Genomic DNA, 20,434 nt, shown 5'->3' with positions numbered 1-20,434 from the left:
GGCTGCGCCTTGTGTCCTCTATCTGATAAAATTAGTCGCAACCTTCGAATTAACCGGTGCTTCAATCCCGTTCTCTTTTCCTGCTTCAATACATTTTAAAAGCCAAGCCATGTTAGAAGCGATATTTCGCATAGTCTGCAGTCCCTCTAAATCCTGTGCGACTTCCTCCGGCGTGTTGCCGTGCACCATATTCCAGTAAGTAGAAGATACCACCGGCATCTGATTAATCATAAAATATTTGTTCAAATCATCTAGCGCTGCTGTAGTGCCCGCTCTTCTTGCAGATACTACTGCTGCTCCCGGTTTGTGTGTAAATGCACTGCCTCCAGCATAAAAAGCTCTGTCAAGCACAGAAAGAACTCTGCCGTTAGCATGCGCGTAGTATACCGGTGATCCAAACACAAATCCATCTGCTTCCGCTGCTTTTCCTATCAATTCATTAACTGGATCATCCTCAAAAACGCAAACACCGTTTCGGCTGCCACATGCACCGCAGCCGATACAGTCTCTAATCGGCTTTTTCCCCAGCTGCAGGATTTCACTGTCGATATGAAATTCTGCCAGCGTCTGTGCAATCTCTTTTAAGGCTGTAAAGGTACAGCCTGCCTCGTTAGGACTTCCATTTAACAGTAAAACTTTCATTCTTCTACCTCCCTTGTTGTGTCAGAGTAATCTATGTTCTTTGTCTTTAAAAATTCCACTTTTTCAGGAAAGACGCAAATTTCTTCACCGCTGCTGAAGCATTCTTTCCATTTTTGTAAATAACTCCAATATTACGGTAACACGGTAAATCCAGCGGTGCAATTTTAATCTGATCGCGGCATGTCTGCAATACCAAATCCGGCATAAGGCTAATGCCAAATCCCTTTGCAACCATGGATATCGCACTGTTATCGTCAACATAGGTGGTCTGTCTGTTGGGCTTGATATGATATCCTGCCAGCTGCTGCTCAACATCCAGGTCACTGGCACAGTAAGGGAACAGGAAATGTTCTGTTTCAATTCTATGCAGCGGAAAGAGTTCCCCATCCTTCCATGGATATTCCGGTGGAAGCACTGCAAAAAAATCATCTCTGGCAAGGGGTTCAAAGTCCTCTCTTTTCACCAGATTGGTAGTGATGCACATGTCGACTCTTCCTTCGTCAAACCACTGATACAGCCTATCGTCTCCCTCTTTAATCTCAAAAGAAATTTCCGGATTCTCCTTCTGAAAAGCGCGCATCACGTCCGGAAGCCAAGTTCTGATTACGCTGGCAACCGCCGCAATACGAATCATAGAGGCTTTCTGTTTTAGAATCAGGTCTACCTCTGTCTCAATCTTTCCGCTGGCCTTGACCAGTTCTTTGAAAAGTGGCATAAGGCGCTCGCCTTCTTCTGTAAGCCGCACACCAAACTTACCGCGGTGCAGCAGCACCACGCCCAGTTCACTTTCTAAAGAGTTCATCATATGGGTAAGCCCGGCCTGGGTATATCCCAGCTTAGTAGCCGCTGTCAGCAGACTACCGTTATCCACCGCATAAATCAGCACCTTGACCTTATTAATATCCATAATATCCGTCCTGTTCTATTAAAAATCGTTATATATATATAATAATAAAGAGAATTCCATAAGTCAATAGAATGCGGTAAAATATAGATATAAATATTCGTTTAATTTGAAAAGATTTATTAGGAGGATTTCATTATGTACAATAACACCATGTACGAGCTGGGAAGCCAGCCATCTCTGATTCGTGAACTTTTCGCTTACGGACTTGAACAGGCAAAGATTGTTGGATCAGAAAACGTATTTGACTATACTCTCGGTAACCCAAGCATTCCAGCTCCTGCAAAAGTACAGCAAGCAATTAAAGACATCCTTGATGATACCGATTCCATCAAAATCCACGGCTATTCCATGGCTGGCGGTTTTGATGAAACCAGAGAAGCAATCGCTGCAAACCTGAACAAGCGTTTCGGTACTGATATCAAAGCATCCAACCTGTTCGTAACCTGCGGTGCTGCCCCTGCACTGATTTCTGTAATTAAGGCACTGGCTACTGACGCAGATTCCGAAATTATGGCAGTTGCACCATTCTTCCCTGAATACCGTCCGTTTGTTGAAAAGAACGGTGCGCACCTGGTAGTTGTACCTGCTGACAGAGAACACTTCCAGATTGACATGACTAAGGTGGAAGAACTGATTTCCGTACATACACAGGCAATCATTATCAACTCCCCTAACAACCCATCCGGTGTTGTTTACACGAAGGAAACTCTGGAAGCACTGGCTGCTATTCTGACTAAGAAGAGCGAAGAATACGGACATCCAATCTACATCATCGCTGATGAACCTTACAGAGAACTGACCTACGGAGATGCAAAGGTTACTTTCATCCCGACAGTTTACAAAAACACTATCGTATGCTACTCCTGGTCCAAGAGTCTGTCTCTGCCGGGCGAACGTATCGGTTACGTATGCGTTCCTGATCAGTGCGATAACGCTTCCGAAGTATTCAACGCTGTTGCTGGCGCTGCTCGTGCAAACGGTCACGTTTGTGCACCTACCCTGCCGCAGATGGTAATCGCTCGCTGTGTAGACGAAATGCCTGACCTGAAAGCCTACGACGAAAACCGTACCCTGCTGTACGATGAACTGACTAAGATGGGTTATAAATGCGCAAAACCTGATGGCGCTTTCTACCTGTTCGTAGAAGTTCCAGATGGAGACGGAATGAAATACTGCCAGAAAGCAAAAGAAGACCACAATCTGCTGGTAGTTCCTGGCGAAGGCTTTGACTGCCCGGGATACATGAGATTATCCTACTGTGTATCCAACGAAATGATCAGAAGAAGCTTACCTGCATTCGCTAAGATGATGGAAGCTTACAAATAATCATCGAATCCAAATAAAATAAGATAGTAAAAACTGTGCGACACTTTCCTTTTAGGTAGTGCGCACAGTTTTTTGTGTAACGGTTTTTATATAGTGGCTTTGTCTTGAGTTTTATAGCACTTTTCTATGTATATTTTTTCCAGTTTTCCTCTTTATTCACTTCGGTTTTCAAAATCTCGATTTTGTCCGCAAAAAGAAACCCTTTTCGCCTGTTTTGAAAACCAATCGAAGTATTTTCGAAAACTTCCAAAATATTCCATCAGAAAAAGCTCAAAAAAATAGAAAACTCGGGCTGTGCAAACGCGCACAAAACCCGAAATTCCATTTCATACCATATTAGTCTATATAATATGCCCAGTTTTCTTTTCGCTCTGAAGCCTTTGGATATTCTCCGTCCACATAACCGAGAATGCAGTGACCTATGCCCTCATAATCTCCTTCAATTCCTAAAGATTTTAAAATTTCCAAGCCCTCCGAACGTTCAAATTCTTCCTTTGCTCTATGGATCCAGCAGCTTCCGATTCCAAGGGCATGTGCGGCCAGCATCAGATTTCCCATCACCAGACTGCCGTTGTAAACGTGAGTCGGAATCTTTTTATCTGCCAGTACAATTAAAACCACCGGCGCACCGTAAAACGGGTCGCTGTCCGAGCCCATAATTTCAGCGTTGAGCTTTGAAAGCTTATTGCGAAGCTCTTTATTTGTCACCGCAATAATAATCGGATCCTGATAATTCATTCCTGTCGCCGCAAAAGTTCCTGCTTCAATAATTTGATTTATGATTTCCTTTGAAACCATATCCGGTTTAAACTTGCGGATACTTCTTCTTTCTTTCATTGCTTCAATAATCTGATTCATAATAACTCTCCCTTCGCTATGCAGTAAAATCCTTTTTTTGAATAGAAATTAAGACGCCTCATCCATATATCTATCTGCAATAAACTCTGCCGATTCTATTTAAGAAACACCTTTTCATCATTGTATAAAAAAGCCATTTGCAAGTCAATCCTCTTATGCACCTGTCATTGCAAACTCATGAAAAATCCCCATTGAATTGATGTGTTAGCAGCGCTCATACACAAGCAGTGTTCGACAAATATTTCAATCCGCCAACATAAAAGTTATTTTTTGCAAATATTGCGCCTCGCCCTCCAAAAACGCCAACTTGACCGGTATTATTCGGGAAAGCGGCGGCAAATGCCAAGAAGAGAGTTTTTTTCGCAAAGATTGGCGTAGAGCGTTCAACCAGTACTAAACGCAAGAATATAAAATAAACGGTTTGAAGTTGGCGTTTTTCATGCTGCCAACGCAAAAAACAAAAAATAAAAGGGTATTGTTGGCGTATGCAATTCATCACAACGCAAAAGACTGCGCCGGAATTTCTCTAAAGCGCAGTCTCTGGTGTTTATAAATACTACATATTCAGTTCTTCCACTGCATGTACCAGCATTTCAATAGCTGCCGGAATAGAATCTTCATCTAAATCAAATTCTGCATTGTGCAGAGTCTGCGTGGTATCGCAGCCGATCCCTACATAAGTAGCAATTCCGCCGTTATCCTGTACTTTGTTAATCATAACAGAAGCGTCATCAGTACCTCCAACATTTCCTTCAAAGTGAATTTTTTCAAACCAAGGTACTTTCTTCGCAGCTCTTTCGATGACTTCCATCATAGCGTCACTGCTCTGCGCTGCCGGTATTTCGCCGAAGTCTACATAAGTATATTCCAAATCGTGTGCTTTTGCAGCGCCGTCCAGAATATCGAACACTCTCTTACGGGCATATGCAGCGATAGTTCTGGTCTGTCCTCTGTATTCGATGCTCATAAATGCGTTCGGTGCGATAGTATTTACTACGACGCCTGCGTTGAGCACCCCTACATTGACTCTGCAAAGTCCCTCTTCATGGGGTGCAATTGCATGGAGATTCAGTGCAGCAGTGCAGGCTGCCAAAAGGGCATTTTTTCCTTCCTGAGAAGCACCGCAAGGATGCGCTGCTTTTCCATGGAAAGTAACATCAATCTGATCGTCACTTAAGAAGTCCTTGCAGCCGCAGGCGATGGTATTGGATGGCAGCGGCCATCCCTCTGCAGTCAGCGCCATGTGTACAGAAATAAAGTTCATCGCATCGTCCAGATGGCCTTTGTCGACGATGGACTGTGCACCGTTGTAGCGTTCTTCTGCCGGCTGGAAAATGATACGCATTTTCCCTTTCAGCTGGTCTTTTCTCTTCATCAGTTCCCATGCAAGACCGATACCGATAGCTGTGTGTGCATCGTGACCGCAAGCGTGGACGCAGTCTTTGTTGCAGGAAATATACCCCTCATCAAATGGTCTGAAGCCTTCTTTCTGCGGTTCTTCATAAGGCAAACAGTCTATATCGAAACGAAATGCGGTCACAGGACCTTCTTTTCCGGTGTCCAGTTCTGCGATGACACCTGGATAGCCTTCCGTTCTTTCTACGTATTCCGGTTTTGCACCCTGCGCAACGGCTCTTTCCATTTCCGCCTTTTTCTCTTCATCAGAAAGCATTTCAAAGCCAACAGTATCGACATTGATTACATCGGTTCCCATCAGGCATTTGTAGCCTTCCTTCTCCAGAATTTCAGCAATTCTGGCACTGGTTCTGATTTCTCTCCAGCCGATTTCCGGATAATGATGGAATTCTCTTCTGTACTCAACAAATTGATTCATTCTTCTCTTCTCCTATCTTTTACTCTTTTGCATTCATCCAAGGCCTGCCCCAGCAGTGCAACGCCTCGCCTGATCTGCTCATCTGTCACATTAGAAAAACACAACCTAATATGCCCTTTCCTACTGTGACTGTTATCATAAAACACCCAGCCGGGTGTTATTAGAACACCTTTTTCTTCAGCAATTCTAAAAAGTTCTCTTTCATTTATACCGTTCTCCAAAGTGCACCACAAAAGCAGCCCGCCTTTAGGCTTCTTATAAGTAATACCTTTGGCACTAATCTTATCAAGCTCCTCACAAAGAAGATTAAGCCTGGCACTGTAAACCTGCTGTACACACCTGATATGCTTTTCAAACTCACCCGATTCGATATACTCGTTGAGAAAATATTGACCGATTCCTCCGATAGTAGTCTCGTCCACGCTAAGAGCATACCCCATCATATACATCAAGTCCGGCGGTCCCACTGCATAGCCGATTTTCATCATATACGGAAAGGTCAGCGTAAAAGTATCTACATAGATGACCATTTTATTTGCATCTAAGGCATAAAGACTTGGAATTTGATGATCGCTATAAACAAAATCTTTCTGATAATCTTCTTCAATAACCGGCACATTATAGGTATTTGCAAGGCGAAGCAATGTCTGGCGCTTGGCAAGAGACATGGTAATTCCTGTCGGATTGTGATAGTTTGGCTGCGTATAGATGAACTTCGGCTTCCGCTCTCTGAGAGCCTCCTCCAAAAGATCCATCTTCATGCCGTCCTCGTCCATAGGAATCGTGATAACTTCAATACCTCGATTATAAAAAATGCTGTAATTGTCCGGCACCATAGGCGCCTCTGCCACAATACAGTCGCCTTCTCGCAGATACATAATCATCAGATAAGTGATTGTTTGATTGCTCTCTGCAAAGATTTGGATATTTTTTGTAGTCACATAGATGTTCTGATTGGTCAAAAGCTTTCTGACGTTTTCTCGAAGTCTCTCTGTCTCCTGCAGAAACTCCTTCGTGCTGGCAACCTTACTGCTGTCAAAAATTCTGGAAACCACATGCTCCATCCCCTGCACAGGATTTAACCTTCTGTCCATAATCAAACCGCCAAAAGGGATCTGCTCATCGGGCTCAGACTTCCAGTAAATGTCGTTAAACCGCTTCTCAGCTTTGCGAAACTCGTAGCGAAAAGCTTTTTCTAAAGGAAAAAAACGCTTTCCAAACTCCTGGCTTTCCTGCAGAACCTTGACAAAGTAGCCCTTAGGTTTTTCCCTGGACACCACACACAGTTCCTTAGCAATAAGCACATCATATGCCTTGATGATAGTATTTCGATGGACGCCGATTTCTTCTGCCAAACGCCGCTCCGCAGGAAGTTTATAGCCTGATGGAAGTTCTTCCCATAAAATCTTCTTCTCGATTTCTCGTGCGATTTGCTTATAAATCGGTATGCTGCTGCCCTTATCGATCTTTAGCTTCACCCTATCACATCCTATTCTGCTAAAGCAATCCCTTTTTTTGTGTAAAAAGGCTTTTCATGCGGGTTTCTGCGCAAAAAGCCTTCTCCATTCGTCGTTTATATTATTTTAAACTTCTGCGCCGAATTATGCAAGAGGTTATGCGTTTTGGGCTCTCAGTTTTTTTACATATCTGTCCCAAACAGTTAGCATCAGGATACCAACAATCATAATAGCTACGATTGCAATGAACAGATAACGATAACCGCTTTCTCCGAAAGTATCCAGAATCTTACCGGAGCAGAACGGAACGATAACTTCCGGCAAATAGCCCAGTGTACATACTAAACCGATTGCAGTACCTGCAACTCTGATAGGCACACCACCTTCATCCATCATGGAGAATACCATGATGTAACCACCGTACATACCTGCATAAATCATGATACAAAGCACGATGAATAAAGTAGAACTCATATTGCCCATAACCACCATCAAAAGTGTACCCAGAGCCATCATAGAGAACGTAACATACATAACCTTGGATCTTCCCAGTTTGTCAGCAATAGCGCCACCGCCAAATGCAGCGATAGGTCTTACATACTGTGCAGCGATTGTAACAAATGCACCTGCTGTTGCCACCATTCCAAATCTGGAAGTTGCATACGGTGTAAAATAGTAGAATGCAATGTTCATTACATAAGTACAGCAGAGGATTGCAGACAGAATCCATACAGCTGGCATCTTGATAACTTCTTTTACCTGTGCAAGGCTGATTTTTTCTTTCTGTTCACCAACTTTTTCTGTTGTATCCGGTTTATTTTCTTTCATGATGAAGAACAGCAGTATGCCAAGTGCGATTGCAATTGCAGAATAATATACAATTACACCATTAAGTCCTGCGGCGTCGCCTGCTTTTTTGCTGAAATATCCAAAGATAGAAACAATCGCAATACCGTCAACTGCATATACCAGACCTCTTCCACCGTCCATAAATCCGTATGCTTTACTCTGTTCGTTTTCGTTGGAAATCTCACGAAGACTCTTCAGAAGGGATGGCCAGAATGCGAACAAGGAAGTGAATCCCCATAATGCGTAAATACCCAGCAGCATTACGTAGTTAGGATTCAGCAGGTGCAAAATTCCACCAAGTCCAGTCAAAATCAAAGATACTGACATCAGCTTCCTGGTGGAAACCATGTCGGCAACAACACCGCCGAATAAATAGGAAATCATTCCAAAAATACCAAACATGGAACCGAAAGTACCCATCTGCGTGTTGTTTAAATGATATGTTTCCAGATAGGCGTCATAGAAATATGATCTGAAATATGGCATACCATAAATCATAGCGCCTGCGATGGTGATAATCACCAGGTGAAACATATGCTTTTTAAGCTTACTTTCTCCGCTCATTTTTCTTTCTCCTTTTTAGAAAATTTTTAAAATAGTTATAATATCTTTTTTTATTATACGAAAAAAAGACTCAATATAAAGTACCAAAAAATTAAAAAAAGCATTTTGGACTAGTCCAAAATGCAAAAACACACCAAAAGGCTCCACCTTTTAGGTAGAGCCTTTTGGCTGCGATATTAATTAAGAAAGAACGTTCAAAAGAAATAATCTGTAACCCTATCTCCTTTTGACATTCTCAGTATAGCAAGAGAATGTGACGATTCTGTGAAAAAAAGTTATCGCTATTGTGTTGAAAAAATTAAGATTTATTAAGAGTTGTTCTATCTTTTTCTTTCTTCAACGGTAATTCTTCAATGCATCAAAAAACTCTTCTGCCTGTCCATTGGGATTTGCGTTTCTGGTTGCTTCCAATTCTATGTCCTCATATTCATATCCGTGGATAATAACCGCAATATCCTTGCCAAAGACCTTTTTAAAAAATCCATCTTCTTGTAATTTTCGTACTGCAGATGAAGTTAGTTCCAGAAGTTTCTTCCAGTCAGTCTCTCTTTCTTCCAAAAGATACATCAAATCTTTTTCTTCCTGATTCCAAAAGGCATAGTTCCATCTTTCCTCACCAACTTGATGTTCTTCTGTATTAAAACTGATAGCAAAATCCGTCACTTCATCTCCGCTATGATTTATAAATACCGAGATTGCGTAAATATTTTCATTTTTCCATGAAGTTACTGCGTTTTTCAAGGCTTTGGAAATATCTGTTTTACATAACGGTTTCTTCACAGTTTTCTGTTTTCCCGTAATTAAACCCTCTACTATCGGAGGAATATGCAATTCAGTTTTGCCATTAACAAAACACTTCAATCTATCGCTATTATAAATAAAGTCCAAGTAATGGATTTCCTCTCGACCAGTATCATTAAAAATCGAGACATCTTTGCGAATAACTGAAACGAGTTTATTTTCTTTGTAGCTATATGTCTCTAGCACCATGTCAAAACAATTAGAAAAAAAGATTGTTAAAAAAATATTTTCAATTATCCGATTTCCATCATACGTTGATATTATTATCCTGCGCACCTCGTTCTCTTCCATATATAAAGAAATTTCAGTGTCTTCGACTCGGTTAACCCATTCATATCTGAAAGTTTCGTTATCGAGATTTTTTTGTATCAGTACTAGCTTGTCATTATCGAAATAATAATAATAGTCCGGTCTCTTTTTCGTATCGCTAGCTAATAATTTCCCACGCCGCGCATTTGTGATTAAGATTTCCTCGACTAAACTTGGGCAGTAATATCCTCTTGTAACTAAAAGCCCTCCTCTCGAACACTGCATTTGGAAATCATTTTTATGTTTAATTGCATTTTTCACGCTGTTTAAATTGTTTTGTGTACAGACCTGGCAGATTATTTGTTCTGCCAGATCTAAATATTTTCTTATCTTCAAATTCTTCATAGTCCAGATTCCTTAAAATGGCGAGATTTGTTCTAATTGCCCAATGAAATTTCTTAGGTAACCATATGCCTTTTCAACATTTTTTCTTTTGTTACCTTTCTTCTGATAAGCAGTTTGCATCATAGAATTCACTATGCTAAAATAGTCATTTCGATGTAAGCGCTTATGGAGACCTTTTTTTATATAAATAAGGTTAATCCAGTTATCCAGACGTATCCCAACTTTCTTTATTATTTTACGCGCAGGCTTTGCTTTTGGATGACTTTGAGCAACGATATGATGCCATTCCTTAGTATCATATTTTCTCTTTGCTTTAGAAAAGCTTTTCCCAATTGCTTTTGATAGAGACTTCGCCTTTGACTTCACATACTCGGAGGCTCCGCTTAAAGTATTCTCAATACCTCTAATAGCTCTTCCCCACGCCTCCTGAAACTCTTTTGTAGTTGTAAGATAGGTTAGAGTAATGCCACCTATTACAATTGCCGCTCCTTTTGCAATCCACGGGATAAAGAATATTCCAAAATGCCCACTCGGATCGACATAATTCACCGGGTTATTCGCACAGTACGCATACAAATGCAAGGTATTCGGGTCATTCTCACTACCCCTGTACGTATCCTCCGTCAAAAACCTTTTATCCGCCGGGTCATAATACCTGGCATTCAGATAATAAAGCCCCGTGCTCGCATCATAAATCCCTCCGGTATAGCAGATCTCGTTATACAAATCCCCGTGGACAGTCGTCTCGCCAAAACCACTGTATTCATAAGAGTTTGCACAGTTTCCGCTACATTAAGCGAAAGAAGTTTAATTTTGATTAACTTCTTTCGCTTTAGTTGTACACATCAAAACAAATAGTATAGCTTTATCTATTTGTTTACTATAATTAAAACTACAGTCTTCTCTCGAATGTAGCATAGATTTCATTTAAAATCCATTTAATCTGGCGACAATCCTTTTTGCTAAAGTGAGGAACGTATATCACTTTTCCATATGTAAAAACGTCTAAATTATTTCCCCAAAAAACTTTGTCATATAAATCATGACAACCATTTAAATAAGGATTGCTACATTTAAATGAATTATTAATATCTATAGCCAAATTCCATAAATTCAAAAACATCTTGCAAAAAGATATTTTATCTTTATTATTGTACATCGTTTTCATTTCTATTATTGATGGAATATCGAGTATGTCAAATTCACTCTCCTCCAGATAAATACCCTGCTTAATACAGTGTAAATTCAATGCACTTTTATCTTTAAAAGATAAAACTCTTTCATCATGAATTAGGAATTTGTCTCCATTTTTATCCGTAGTCCAAATGCAGTAGTACATTCCTTTTTTGTAGATTACTCTCAATCCATAATATTCCATACTTACTTTACCCTTCTGTCCCCATTTCTTAATTTGATTATATTCAGTTCCAGGTCTTTTTCTATAGTTATTCTTTTCATGACGATTATAGCATAATTAATGGAATGATTGTATCTCATGTTCACACTCTATTTCACTAATATAAGAAAGCTCCTGCTCCTCAGTTTCACTGAAAATAATACATCGCAATGCATTAACACAGACAAAAATATCTTCTGCAGCAAAATATAAATAGGTCGATCCCATCTCTCTACATCCTACTAATGTCATATTTTTCAATAATCCAAAAGATTCTATATGCAAACATTTCCAGCAAAGCAGGTTTAAAATGCATCTTGTCTTAAGTCTCCATGTCATTTTTGCATATGTATCAGTAATCAAATCTCCATGTGATCCAATATATCCTACAATGTCACTTTTTTTGTTATTCTCATAAAGTTTATGAATAATATTTAAAATTTCTCTTTCTCCATGAAAATAAGTTTCCACAGGAATATCTCTGTCCAGCGCCCTTTGAAAAAAATTTTCTTCACCAGCTTCTACCTTTTTGTTTGCACTTTTCCCTTTTGTTTGCTGTGATGGTTTTGTGACTTTCGCCTTGCTTTTACTGGACTTCTTTGCCTTAACTTTGTAATACTTCACACCTTGGTAAAGAGTTACGCAAACTAAAGCGGTTATGACTAACTCAACACCTGTTGGACTAACTATGAATACGCCTACTGCTGCCGCTGCTGCTCTCGCAACCCTATATATTGAATTTTCTTCCAAACATAGCGACAGAGAAACTTCGGCAAATGAAAAGAGATATATTCTGTGTTTTGGAAAAAATATTGCAATATGCTGGTATGATCAAAAGATTGCAAATCTACATATAACAATTACATCACGCTCCTATGTCTCTCTACAATTGCTTTCATATTCTTTAATGATAATCATTCAATTTTATAGCACCCGATGTTTGCAATAATGATTATAGATTCAATTTATTGTTCTTTTCTTCCCGAATTAAATTCCCTTCATAATCAAATACTGCAATCACACTTTTTCTAATTGTGTTATGCTGCAATAGTCCTTGAACTACAATATAATTATCACAGTAGTTTATAATAGTTTCTGTTTCATAATATTTTAGCAGTTCTTTCATATAAATGCTATCGTTAAAATCCACAATTCTGGTTGAATCTTTATTTTTATTCAGATAATAAATTGCATTATTACTTCCACCAATAAGCAGACCGTTACGGCAAAAAATAGAACTTAATTCTACTTCCTGATTTACTATATTCATTTGATTATCTTCTTCAAGTGCCAATACTGTGCCATTTTCAAACAGCAAGAATACTGTTTTATTCTTTTTCCTATCTGACAGATGTAGCCATACTTTTCCTCGTCTACAGCTATTTCTCTACACAGTGTTACTTCGTCACTAATCTGAAATACTCTTAGAACACCTTTGCCTTCCTGGTCGCTGTCATAGCAATAAACTGTATCTTCCTCAATCCCGACAAATATTGCGAAATTGCTTGATAATCTAGTTTCTTTTCCGGTTTTATCTGAATAGTAAGCAGTCGGTATGTCCTTATCTGATAAGATTGCGTTTTATTAGGAAAACACACTGTCAAAAGGATTTTATGCTTTGGCGGGGGTCAGCCCGCCTCGGCGGTGTCAGTGGTGTTGATTTCAATATACTCGGCAATCCGGCGGAACTCGTCCGCAAACTTAAAGTGAACACTGATATTGCCGTTTTCGTAAACCTTGATATGGTCTACCAGTTCAATCAGGATTTCGCGGGTCAGCTTTTCGATGTTCTGATATTTTGCAAAAGCTACCAGCGCGGGATGCTGCTGGTCAACGCCGTTTGAGAGCTCTTTCCGTTCAGCCGTCAGCCGGGCCAGCAAATCCGAGAGCCCGGCGGCCTGCCGTTCATAATCGGCTTTCATTTCCCGGTATTCCTGCTGGGTGATTTCCCCGTCTTTCCAGTCTTGATACAGTGACTGCTTGTAGCGGGTGATTTTCGTCAATTCCTTTTCCTTTGCGGCAATCTGGTCGTTAAGGCGGTGGGATTGACTTTTTTTCAGCGGGGCCGCATTGATATGGGCTACTATTTCCGAGTAGGAAACGGCAGTGCTCACTTGATACTGGATGGCAAACAGAACAGCGGCCTCCAGACGGTTGTGTTTGATAGAGTGCATGGTGCAGGCTGTCCGGGAGCGTTTCTTGTAAGTGGAGCAGGAATAATAAACATTCTTCCCGCTCTGGCTCCGGGTCACGGCCTTGCCGCAGTCCGCGCACCTCAGAAAACCGCTGAATAAATGGAGCTCCCGCTTTTTAGGGGCCGTCCGGGTGTCACGTTTCAGAAGTTCCTGTACCCGTTCAAAGGTTTCGTGGGTGATGATGGCCTCGTGGGTATCGGGGACGCGTACCCATTCATCCTCCGGCACAGCCTCAATCTGGTGTACCTTGTAGCTTTTCACCCGGCGGCGGCCTTGTACTAAATCCCCGGTGTAAATAGGATTTCTGAGAATATCCGTTATAATCTTGTTCCCCCACATGGGAGCGTCCGATATAGCCGGGGAGTAGGGCAGGCCCTTTAGCTTTCGGTAAGCTGTGGGGCTGGGTATGCCGTGGTCGTTCAGGTACATCACAATTTGAAGTTTAGCCATACCTTGCAGGCACAGCTCGTAAATCTTCTTGACGATTTCAGCGGCCTCCGGGTCAACGATTAGCTGGTGTTTGTCCTTGGGGTCTTTTATGTAGCCGTAGGGAGCAAAAGAGCCGATGTACTGACCGTTGCGCCGCTTATAATCAAAAACCTGCCGGATTTTCTTTGAGGTCTGATAACAATACTGGTCATTCATCACGTTTGTTATCGGAACGATAATGCTGTTCACGCTATCCGGGTTTAGGTAGCTGTCCACGCCCTCGGCCAAGCTGATAAAGCGGACGCCCATCTGTACAAAAAGGTTATCAATCAGACTTCCGGCATCGCTATAATTCCGGGCGAAACGGGAAAGGTCTTTCACCACAACGCAGTTGATTTTCCCGCTCATTACATCCCCCAAGAGCCGCTGGAAACTTTCGCGCTCCGTATCGGTTCCCGTGTGGCCGTCATCAACGTACTCGGTGTAGCTTTCAAATTCTTCCGCATGGTTGAAGTGAAAATCATTGAGAATGTCGCGCTGGTTTTTCACGCTGTTGCTATCGTCAAGCCCCCGGTTGATTTTCTGTAAATCCTCTCGGGAAAGCCGGATGTAGCCGCCCATTTTCCAGAGTCGGGCCGTATAGGTAGGGGTCAAAGTCTGCTGATACCCTCTGTTTTTTGTTCGTGCCATTGTTCCTCCTTCCCTATCACATTACACTTATATTATACCTCTGCCCGGGGCAATCAACAAGGATGTCGATGCCTCGGGACATTTTGTCTCGAAGTAGGAACGGGCCGCAACAGCAGTTACAGCCCACTCTTTTGCCGGATAAGAAAGGCGGTCAGCGTCTCCTGCAGGGAGGGGCCGCCCTCGGCAAATTCGATTTTCACGCCCACGCCGCCCACGCTAAAGCAGTAGGGATTGACGGCCCGTTTTACGAACCGGGCCAGCCGCTCCTCCCGGGGGAGGGTGCGGTCAAAGGCCATACCGCTCACGTCAGCCAGCGCATCCGCGCTCACCGCGCCGATGTCCACGCTTTTCATTTGTTCCAGCTCTTGTGCGGTCAGTTTCACGGCAAAACCTCCTTTTGCGTTTTTGGTTGGTGGGGAAACGCTAAAAGGCAGCACTCCGAAAAGTGCCGCCCTTTAGCCTGTCCTCACCTTGGGACAATTTGTCTCGAACTTGTTTGAAATGGGGAGCGCCGGGCCCGTATGTTTGGCCCGTCAAAAGACAGCGAGTAGCGGCCCGGCGTTCCCTTGTTTTGTGCGGCGGCCCCAAGCGGCAAGCGGCCAGCTTGTCCCTCGCGGATCGTGGCCGTGGGGCTGGCAGGTTCCCCACTCGCGGCGGTGGTGTTGGTCGCTCGTCCTCCCGTGGGAGAAGTCACAGCGCACCCGCCGCCCGGCTCCCCGCGTTCACTCGGGGCCGCCCGCTATTCAGTTGTGGAGAAGAAAAAACTTCCTCTCATATACCACCAGAAAAATGGAGCAAATGGAGACGGCAATCACGGATTTTTTCTCAAATATTTTTTCATCTGTGCGATGCCGCTGAGAACGGAGCGCCGCACCGCGCTCTTATCCACGCCCTCGGCTTTGGCAATCTCCCGGTAGGTCATGCCGAGGATAAAGTGAGCGTCCACCCGGCGGCCCTGGATCTCCGGCAGGCTGTTCAGCGCGTTCCACAGGCGGCAGAACCGCTCCTTGAGCTCCAGAACCTCGTCCGGGGTGAGCTCGTGCAGGCAGGCGGAATACTCGATGCCGTCATCCGCGTCCAAGGAATAGTACGCTTTGTTGTAGCGGGCCCGCTCGGTATAGGCCGCCTCGGAGCGGACACTGGCCCGGAGCGCCTCGGCCACATCATCGGAAACCTCAATATATTCGTCCTGGGTGTACCAGTAGTAAAAGTCGCGCAAATTGATAATCGTCATGGTATGTACCTCCATATCGTTTTTTGTGGTCGGGTTGCGGGAAACGATATGGAGGGCGGCGGGGAGCGGCACCTGGGGGAGCCGCCCCGCACCTTGGGACTGTTTGTCCCAAAGTGGAGCCGACAAAAAACGACAACGCCCGCGCAGCGTTGTGCTGTGCGGGCGCATGAAATGACGCAGTTCTTTATGTACTTACAAATTTCGTGTTGCTGGCCAGAGCAACCCGGTGGAGGGGCTAAACTTTTTTTAACAAATTAAGTTGAGTGCAGATAAAAAAGGACATAATGATACCTCCTGGATACCGCCGTGTCCTTAAAAATGGGCGACTTTAACACACCCTCCGTTTTCCATTTTTTCAAAAGAAAGCGGCGGCCTTGAAATTTACTATTTCAAAACCGCCGTAAGGCTACTGTATTTTGTTTTGGCGCATGGATATTCAGCCGCCGAAACAACGGTTTTTTTTATTTCCGTTGGGCGGCTAATCTTAAATGTAAGGTTAGATTAAATCATCATTTTTAACATAATGACCATTTGTAATAAATCCTTGCGGTGTTTTCTTTCCGTCAACAATAATATGAGCAAAGAGGACTGGTAATCCTGCTGATATTGCAAAGCTCTTTCCATATTGAATTTGAAAATGAATATGCGGTTCACTTGTATTTCCGCTATTTCCGCATTTTGCAATTACTTGCCCCCTACTGACACTATCTCCTTTTTTCACACAGATACTTTCTGGAAGGAGATGTGCTATCATGCTATATTCATGCTTGCTGTGACGAATAATGATATGGTTTCCTCGCACATCCGATGCGGTACAATCGACCTGTCCCTCTGCGATAATAGGGGTATTTGGAAAGTGACTGACCGCAGAAATGACAACACCATCTGCCGGAGCCAAAACATTTTCTGCAAAGCAGAAGTAATTTTCTAATTGTTCTCTTTCTCCCGAAAAAGTGGTTTCTTCGTTGTTCATAATAAAAAAATCATAAGCATACCGCTGGGACGGAAGAAACCAAGAATGTGAAGTTTCTTTATCAACCCCTCCGTTTGCAATATACCACTCACCATCAAACGGGAGTGAATACTGTACTTGCGGTTTATATGAGTTTTTATCCGGGAGCTTAAAGCCATGTCTAAAATGTGCAATAAGTATTCCAACAAGCATCCATAAATTTTGACCGAGAAACATTAAATTTTGAATGTTGTTACGCATGGGAGAAAATACATTTGCAAAGCCACACAATCCGAACAAGAAGAATAGAGTTAGGTACTGGTTATCAAAAAAAACGCCTAAAAACCCAACCCAAAACAACCATTGTAATTTTGAAATAAATTTAAGCATAAACTACCTCTCCAAATATTCTCTGTATCTCCGCAAGAGCGATTGAAATTCGGAATTTTCTTTCAAAAACGATGTTTCATCGTGTAATTCAGATTTTAACTGCTCAATCATTGATGATAAAAGCTGCCGTGGCAGATTTTCCATGTTATCATCGGATAAATTCAAATGCTTGTATAAAATATTCGATGAAATATCCGTCTTTCCCTCCATAGAAGCAAGGAGTAAAGATAGTATTTTTGTGCAGTACTCCGCATCTTTTTTATTTATTGCACATTCAAGTTTAGCTGTATATGCGGTACATTCTAAAATGCCAAATTGCTTTGCCAACTGTTCTTGGATGCAAGCCAATTCCTCGGCATCGTCTCCCCGGTTTTCAGACAAAGAAACCTGGGTTAAAGCTATTAGTATGGATTGCATTTCAACTGCGATTTCCAACATTCGATGCTCTAATAAAACACACGCAGGTTCATATTCCTTTTTTTGTTGATGTAGATATGCCATCATTAACTTTGTATCAGCGGGATAATCATTTAGTAATGTGGCAGCTTTTTCATATTCTTCTTTTTCACAATGCAGATAGAACAAAAAAGAAATTGCTTCTTTTTTTATTTCAATATTTTCGCTATTGCGTATCCTAAAATACAGTTTAGCAAGTTCTTCACGATATTTACTTTGATGCTCCACTGACTGCAATCCTAAAGAGGGTTGTAAAAAAACACCCAACGAATAAATTAAATTTTCACAAGTTGGAAATGCCCTAACTTGATCTAAAGCGAATTGAAAACCATCTTCAAACCCATCTTCCTGAATGATGGATTGAACTTTCATAACAACATTTTTGATCTCCACTTCAGACATTTCCTCATTAAAGGACATGAGCGTATTCAAATCTGTCTTTAACAATCTGGCCAAGCCGGGGAGAAGTGTAATGTCTGGATAAGTTGTTCCGTTCTCCCATTTACTAACTGCGGGTATTGAAACACCCAAATACTCCGCAATATTTTCTTGCGTTAACCCCAAGTGCTTTCGCTTTTCTTTAATTATCTGACTAATTTTCATATTGTCCTCCATCTATTTATAAGATTATCATACCTGCGTGACAATAGACAATCGAGCTATTGTTTAATTATAACTCAGAAAAGTTAACTTGCAAGCAACACGAAATAAAATACTACTTTACATCAAATTTCATTACATTCTCATAATCTAACACGAAATGTAGAATGATATAGGGTGATATGAGAATGAACCAAAATGAAAGAAGGTTTGACTTTCACGGCCTCGGGCTGGCGCTCAAAAGAGCCAGAGAAGAAAAGGGTTGGACACAAGCCTATGTTGCGGAATTAGTAGACCGTGACTCCCGTACCATTATGAATATTGAGAACAAGGGCCAATATCCCAGCTTTGACCTTTTTGTTAAACTCATTACTATGTTTGACATTTCAGTTGACCAGTTTATTCATGCGGACGGAGGGGCGCAGACAAGTTCTTGCAGAAAACACATTGATGTGCTCCTAAATTCTATGAGTGAAAAAGAGCTTGTCGTGATAGAAGCCACAGCCGAGGGCATTAAGAAAGCCAGAGAAACGGAGGATGCGTAAGAAAGCGTGACCTTCGTTTTTTTGCGCCATGTAGCGGAAGCGCACGAAATGGCAAGCAATTCGGGTGTGGCCACACTCCGAAATTTTTGCTGGGCCGTGGGCCCGCAAAAATGCTTGTTGGGGAGCCTCCCCAAACCCGGCTCTTTGGGACAAAATGTCCCAAAGAGGTTGGCTGCGTCACCGCCGCTATCGCGTCTGTTCCTTATCGGTGCGCCCGTTCGTAAGGCCGAGCAGATGGTCGATGTTGGCCTTGACCGCCACGGCCTCCCGCATATCCCGCTGGGCTTGCCGATACTCGGCATAGAGGGCCTTTTTCTTATCCGCCAGCTCCCGCCGCTGTTTTTTCAGCGCGTCCATTTTGGGGAGCTTTTCACCGCCTAACAATTCATTCATAGCGGCCCGGGCCGCCCGGTAGGTGGCAAGCTCCGCCTCGTGCTCGGCCAGATACTTTTTCGAGTACCGGGCCGCCTTGTAGCCGTCAAACACGGGCCGGGCCTTGGCATAGTCCACCACGGCCCCCATCAGCCCGGAGACTTTGGAGAGGGCGGCCTCGGTGGTCTGGAGCTCCCCGGCCAGCGCGTGGGCCCGGTCAACCGCCGCCGTGGTCTTTGCCGCCAGCGCGTCATAGTCGGTGAGATTGTTCTCCTGCAGAAACTGGAGGGCGGCGGCCATCTGCTTTAGGTTGTAGACTTTCGCCCAGCGTTCATAAGCCGGGCCCTTGCCCTCGGCCATGCGCTGTTGAATGTCAATGATAAGCCCCACCTGCCGGATCGGGGGCGGCGCGTCCTTGGGGAGCTTCGGGAGGGGCCGCTCCCCGGCGATAACCGCCCGGATGTCCTCGGGGTCAAAGCCCGCGCCGAGGGTGGATGCCCGGAGCCGGGTGTACTTGTTCTGCCCTGGCGCGAGGAACGACACCACGCCGCCCCGCCCGCGCTTGACGGCAAAGCCGGACTCTTCCATCAGCCGGAGGCACGCGGCAAAGTCGGCGGGCTTTTTTTCAAGGGCCGCGATGATTGCCAGCCGCACCCGCTGCTGCGCGGAGGGCGGTTTTTCCCCTACCCACTGGCCATAGTGGAGGAAACGGCCCTTGCTGTGCTGTTTGGGATTTTGTATCACGGACAAATCATGCTCCAGACATACCCGGTCAGACAGCCGCCGGAGGGCAAAGCTGGAGCCGAGGAAATTATGGAATTTCCGGGAGCAGTCAAAGGCCGTGGAATTGAAATAGATGTGATTGTGAATGTGGCCCTTGTCGGTATGGGTGCAGACGAAAAACTGGTATTTGCCTTTCGTCCAGCGCATCGCCGTTTCAAAGCCCAGCTTGTTTGCCTCCTCCGCCGTCACCTCGCTGGGCGGGAACGCCTGCCGGATTTGGAAGAACAGCGCCCCGCGCTCCACGGGCCGGGCGGTGGCCGCCTGGTATTCGCTTTTCACCAGCAGAAACTCGGCGGCGGCTGTTGCCGGGTCGCAAAGGTGGGAGGACACGGCCCCCAGCTTTTGGGGGTTGAGCCCGTAGGCAAACCGCTCCTCCATCGTCTGGACGGCGCTCAGTCCCGCCGCCTGCTTGTAGGGCCGGATGTAGGTCGTGGCTATATTATCGCCCCCTTTCTAAATTCTAACAAAATGATAGTAGTCTTAATGGACTGAATGTGGTA

General features: G+C 43.6%; 19 protein-coding genes and 1 pseudogene. 2 read left to right on the top strand and 18 right to left on the bottom strand.

Features of this window, described 5'->3' with window-relative positions; all coding sequences use genetic code 11:
- Positions 1–18: 18 nt before the first annotated feature.
- Together V1225_RS08925 and V1225_RS08920 are read right to left on the bottom strand one after the other, a co-directional pair.
- Positions 19–642: a flavodoxin family protein gene (locus V1225_RS08925; protein WP_338546187.1), complete on the bottom strand. Its 624-nt coding sequence runs from the start codon at positions 640–642 to the stop codon at positions 19–21.
- Between the two features lie 46 nt (positions 643–688).
- A complete protein-coding gene (locus V1225_RS08920) occupies positions 689–1,549 on the bottom strand; it encodes a LysR family transcriptional regulator (RefSeq protein ID WP_338546186.1) in 861 nt (286 codons plus the stop codon).
- Between the two features lie 135 nt (positions 1,550–1,684).
- On the opposite strand from V1225_RS08920, the gene V1225_RS08915 reads away from it, so the two are divergent.
- Complete coding sequence (locus V1225_RS08915) at positions 1,685–2,875, top strand: pyridoxal phosphate-dependent aminotransferase (protein ID WP_338546184.1); 1,191 nt, start codon at positions 1,685–1,687, stop codon at positions 2,873–2,875.
- A 336-nt stretch (positions 2,876–3,211) separates the two neighbouring features.
- Here V1225_RS08915 and V1225_RS08910 read toward each other — a convergent pair whose 3' ends face one another.
- The 15 genes and pseudogenes from V1225_RS08910 to V1225_RS08840 form a co-directional block, all read right to left on the bottom strand.
- Positions 3,212–3,733 carry a nitroreductase gene (locus V1225_RS08910; protein ID WP_251631658.1) on the bottom strand — a complete coding sequence of 174 codons (522 nt, stop codon included), beginning with the start codon at positions 3,731–3,733 and terminating at the stop codon, positions 3,212–3,214.
- 556 nt (positions 3,734–4,289) lie between these two features.
- Positions 4,290–5,567 carry an amidohydrolase gene (locus tag V1225_RS08905; RefSeq protein ID WP_338546181.1) on the bottom strand — a complete coding sequence of 426 codons (1,278 nt, stop codon included), beginning with the start codon at positions 5,565–5,567 and terminating at the stop codon, positions 4,290–4,292.
- The gene (locus V1225_RS08900) at positions 5,564–7,045 is read right to left on the bottom strand and encodes a PLP-dependent aminotransferase family protein (RefSeq protein WP_338546180.1); all 1,482 of its coding nucleotides are present in this window, start codon (positions 7,043–7,045) and stop codon (positions 5,564–5,566) included. The genes V1225_RS08905 and V1225_RS08900 overlap by 4 nt, the downstream gene beginning before the upstream one ends.
- Before the next feature lie 135 nt (positions 7,046–7,180).
- Entirely contained in the window at positions 7,181–8,437 is a 1,257-nt protein-coding gene (locus V1225_RS08895) for an MFS transporter (RefSeq protein ID WP_160202873.1), read from the bottom strand.
- Positions 8,438–8,773: 336 nt separating this feature from the next.
- Positions 8,774–9,892 (bottom strand): hypothetical protein, encoded by a 1,119-nt coding sequence (locus tag V1225_RS08890; RefSeq protein ID WP_338546178.1) that lies wholly within the window; start codon positions 9,890–9,892, stop codon positions 8,774–8,776.
- Between the two features lie 12 nt (positions 9,893–9,904).
- Positions 9,905–10,258, bottom strand: a complete 354-nt coding sequence (locus V1225_RS08885) for an AHH domain-containing protein (RefSeq protein WP_338548171.1) — start codon at positions 10,256–10,258, stop codon at positions 9,905–9,907.
- A gap of 168 nt (positions 10,259–10,426) precedes the next feature.
- Positions 10,427–10,642: pseudogene (locus V1225_RS08880) on the bottom strand (RHS repeat-associated core domain-containing protein); the annotation flags it as partial.
- Positions 10,643–10,784: 142 nt separating this feature from the next.
- Positions 10,785–11,270: a hypothetical protein gene (locus V1225_RS08875; RefSeq protein ID WP_338546176.1), complete on the bottom strand. Its 486-nt coding sequence runs from the start codon at positions 11,268–11,270 to the stop codon at positions 10,785–10,787.
- Positions 11,271–11,366: 96 nt separating this feature from the next.
- On the bottom strand, positions 11,367–12,038 hold the full coding sequence (locus V1225_RS08870) for a hypothetical protein (RefSeq protein WP_338546174.1): 672 nt from the start codon (positions 12,036–12,038) through the stop codon (positions 11,367–11,369).
- 202 nt (positions 12,039–12,240) lie between these two features.
- The gene (locus V1225_RS08865) at positions 12,241–12,558 is read right to left on the bottom strand and encodes a hypothetical protein (protein WP_338546172.1); all 318 of its coding nucleotides are present in this window, start codon (positions 12,556–12,558) and stop codon (positions 12,241–12,243) included.
- 358 nt (positions 12,559–12,916) lie between these two features.
- A complete protein-coding gene (locus V1225_RS08860) occupies positions 12,917–14,602 on the bottom strand; it encodes a recombinase family protein (protein ID WP_338546170.1) in 1,686 nt (561 codons plus the stop codon).
- Between the two features lie 116 nt (positions 14,603–14,718).
- The gene (locus V1225_RS08855) at positions 14,719–14,985 is read right to left on the bottom strand and encodes a DUF6870 family protein (RefSeq protein WP_120480670.1); all 267 of its coding nucleotides are present in this window, start codon (positions 14,983–14,985) and stop codon (positions 14,719–14,721) included.
- 428 nt (positions 14,986–15,413) lie between these two features.
- Positions 15,414–15,836 (bottom strand): sigma factor-like helix-turn-helix DNA-binding protein, encoded by a 423-nt coding sequence (locus V1225_RS08850; RefSeq protein ID WP_103238511.1) that lies wholly within the window; start codon positions 15,834–15,836, stop codon positions 15,414–15,416.
- Positions 15,837–16,332: 496 nt separating this feature from the next.
- Positions 16,333–17,178: a M23 family metallopeptidase gene (locus tag V1225_RS08845; RefSeq protein ID WP_004055964.1), complete on the bottom strand. Its 846-nt coding sequence runs from the start codon at positions 17,176–17,178 to the stop codon at positions 16,333–16,335.
- 3 nt (positions 17,179–17,181) lie between these two features.
- On the bottom strand, positions 17,182–18,237 hold the full coding sequence (locus V1225_RS08840) for a helix-turn-helix transcriptional regulator (RefSeq protein WP_004055962.1): 1,056 nt from the start codon (positions 18,235–18,237) through the stop codon (positions 17,182–17,184).
- Between the two features lie 179 nt (positions 18,238–18,416).
- Between V1225_RS08840 and V1225_RS08835 the strand changes: the two genes are divergently transcribed.
- Positions 18,417–18,779, top strand: coding sequence for a helix-turn-helix transcriptional regulator (locus tag V1225_RS08835; RefSeq protein ID WP_023348513.1), 363 nt, complete (start codon positions 18,417–18,419; stop codon positions 18,777–18,779).
- Between the two features lie 186 nt (positions 18,780–18,965).
- Here the strand turns inward: V1225_RS08835 and V1225_RS08830 are convergent, their stop codons facing one another.
- Positions 18,966–20,312, bottom strand: coding sequence for a relaxase/mobilization nuclease domain-containing protein (locus V1225_RS08830; protein WP_338546162.1), 1,347 nt, complete (start codon positions 20,310–20,312; stop codon positions 18,966–18,968).
- Between the last annotated feature and the right edge of the window lie 122 nt (positions 20,313–20,434).

The organism is Emergencia sp. JLR.KK010, assembly GCF_037018265.1.
In the GTDB taxonomy this organism is placed as follows: Bacteria; Bacillota; Clostridia; order Peptostreptococcales; family Anaerovoracaceae; genus Senimuribacter; species Senimuribacter intestinalis.
The sequence above is the reverse complement of the archived record's forward strand: the minus strand, read 5'-3'. Positions and strand labels throughout refer to the sequence as shown.

Coding starts and splice junctions, on each gene's coding strand:
- V1225_RS08925 (WP_338546187.1), bottom strand. CDS start 642: ATGAAAGTTTTACTGTTAAATGGAAGTCCTAACGAGGCAGGCTGTACC.
- V1225_RS08920 (WP_338546186.1), bottom strand. CDS start 1,549: ATGGATATTAATAAGGTCAAGGTGCTGATTTATGCGGTGGATAACGGT.
- V1225_RS08915 (WP_338546184.1), top strand. CDS start 1,685: ATGTACAATAACACCATGTACGAGCTGGGAAGCCAGCCATCTCTGATT.
- V1225_RS08910 (WP_251631658.1), bottom strand. CDS start 3,733: ATGAATCAGATTATTGAAGCAATGAAAGAAAGAAGAAGTATCCGCAAG.
- V1225_RS08905 (WP_338546181.1), bottom strand. CDS start 5,567: ATGAATCAATTTGTTGAGTACAGAAGAGAATTCCATCATTATCCGGAA.
- V1225_RS08895 (WP_160202873.1), bottom strand. CDS start 8,437: ATGAGCGGAGAAAGTAAGCTTAAAAAGCATATGTTTCACCTGGTGATT.
- V1225_RS08890 (WP_338546178.1), bottom strand. CDS start 9,892: ATGAAGAATTTGAAGATAAGAAAATATTTAGATCTGGCAGAACAAATA.
- V1225_RS08875 (WP_338546176.1), bottom strand. CDS start 11,270: ATGGAATATTATGGATTGAGAGTAATCTACAAAAAAGGAATGTACTAC.
- V1225_RS08865 (WP_338546172.1), bottom strand. CDS start 12,558: ATGAATATAGTAAATCAGGAAGTAGAATTAAGTTCTATTTTTTGCCGT.
- V1225_RS08860 (WP_338546170.1), bottom strand. CDS start 14,602: ATGGCACGAACAAAAAACAGAGGGTATCAGCAGACTTTGACCCCTACC.
- V1225_RS08850 (WP_103238511.1), bottom strand. CDS start 15,836: ATGACGATTATCAATTTGCGCGACTTTTACTACTGGTACACCCAGGAC.
- V1225_RS08845 (WP_004055964.1), bottom strand. CDS start 17,178: ATGCTTAAATTTATTTCAAAATTACAATGGTTGTTTTGGGTTGGGTTT.
- V1225_RS08840 (WP_004055962.1), bottom strand. CDS start 18,237: ATGAAAATTAGTCAGATAATTAAAGAAAAGCGAAAGCACTTGGGGTTA.
- V1225_RS08835 (WP_023348513.1), top strand. CDS start 18,417: ATGAGAATGAACCAAAATGAAAGAAGGTTTGACTTTCACGGCCTCGGG.
- V1225_RS08830 (WP_338546162.1), bottom strand. CDS start 20,312: ATGGAGGAGCGGTTTGCCTACGGGCTCAACCCCCAAAAGCTGGGGGCC.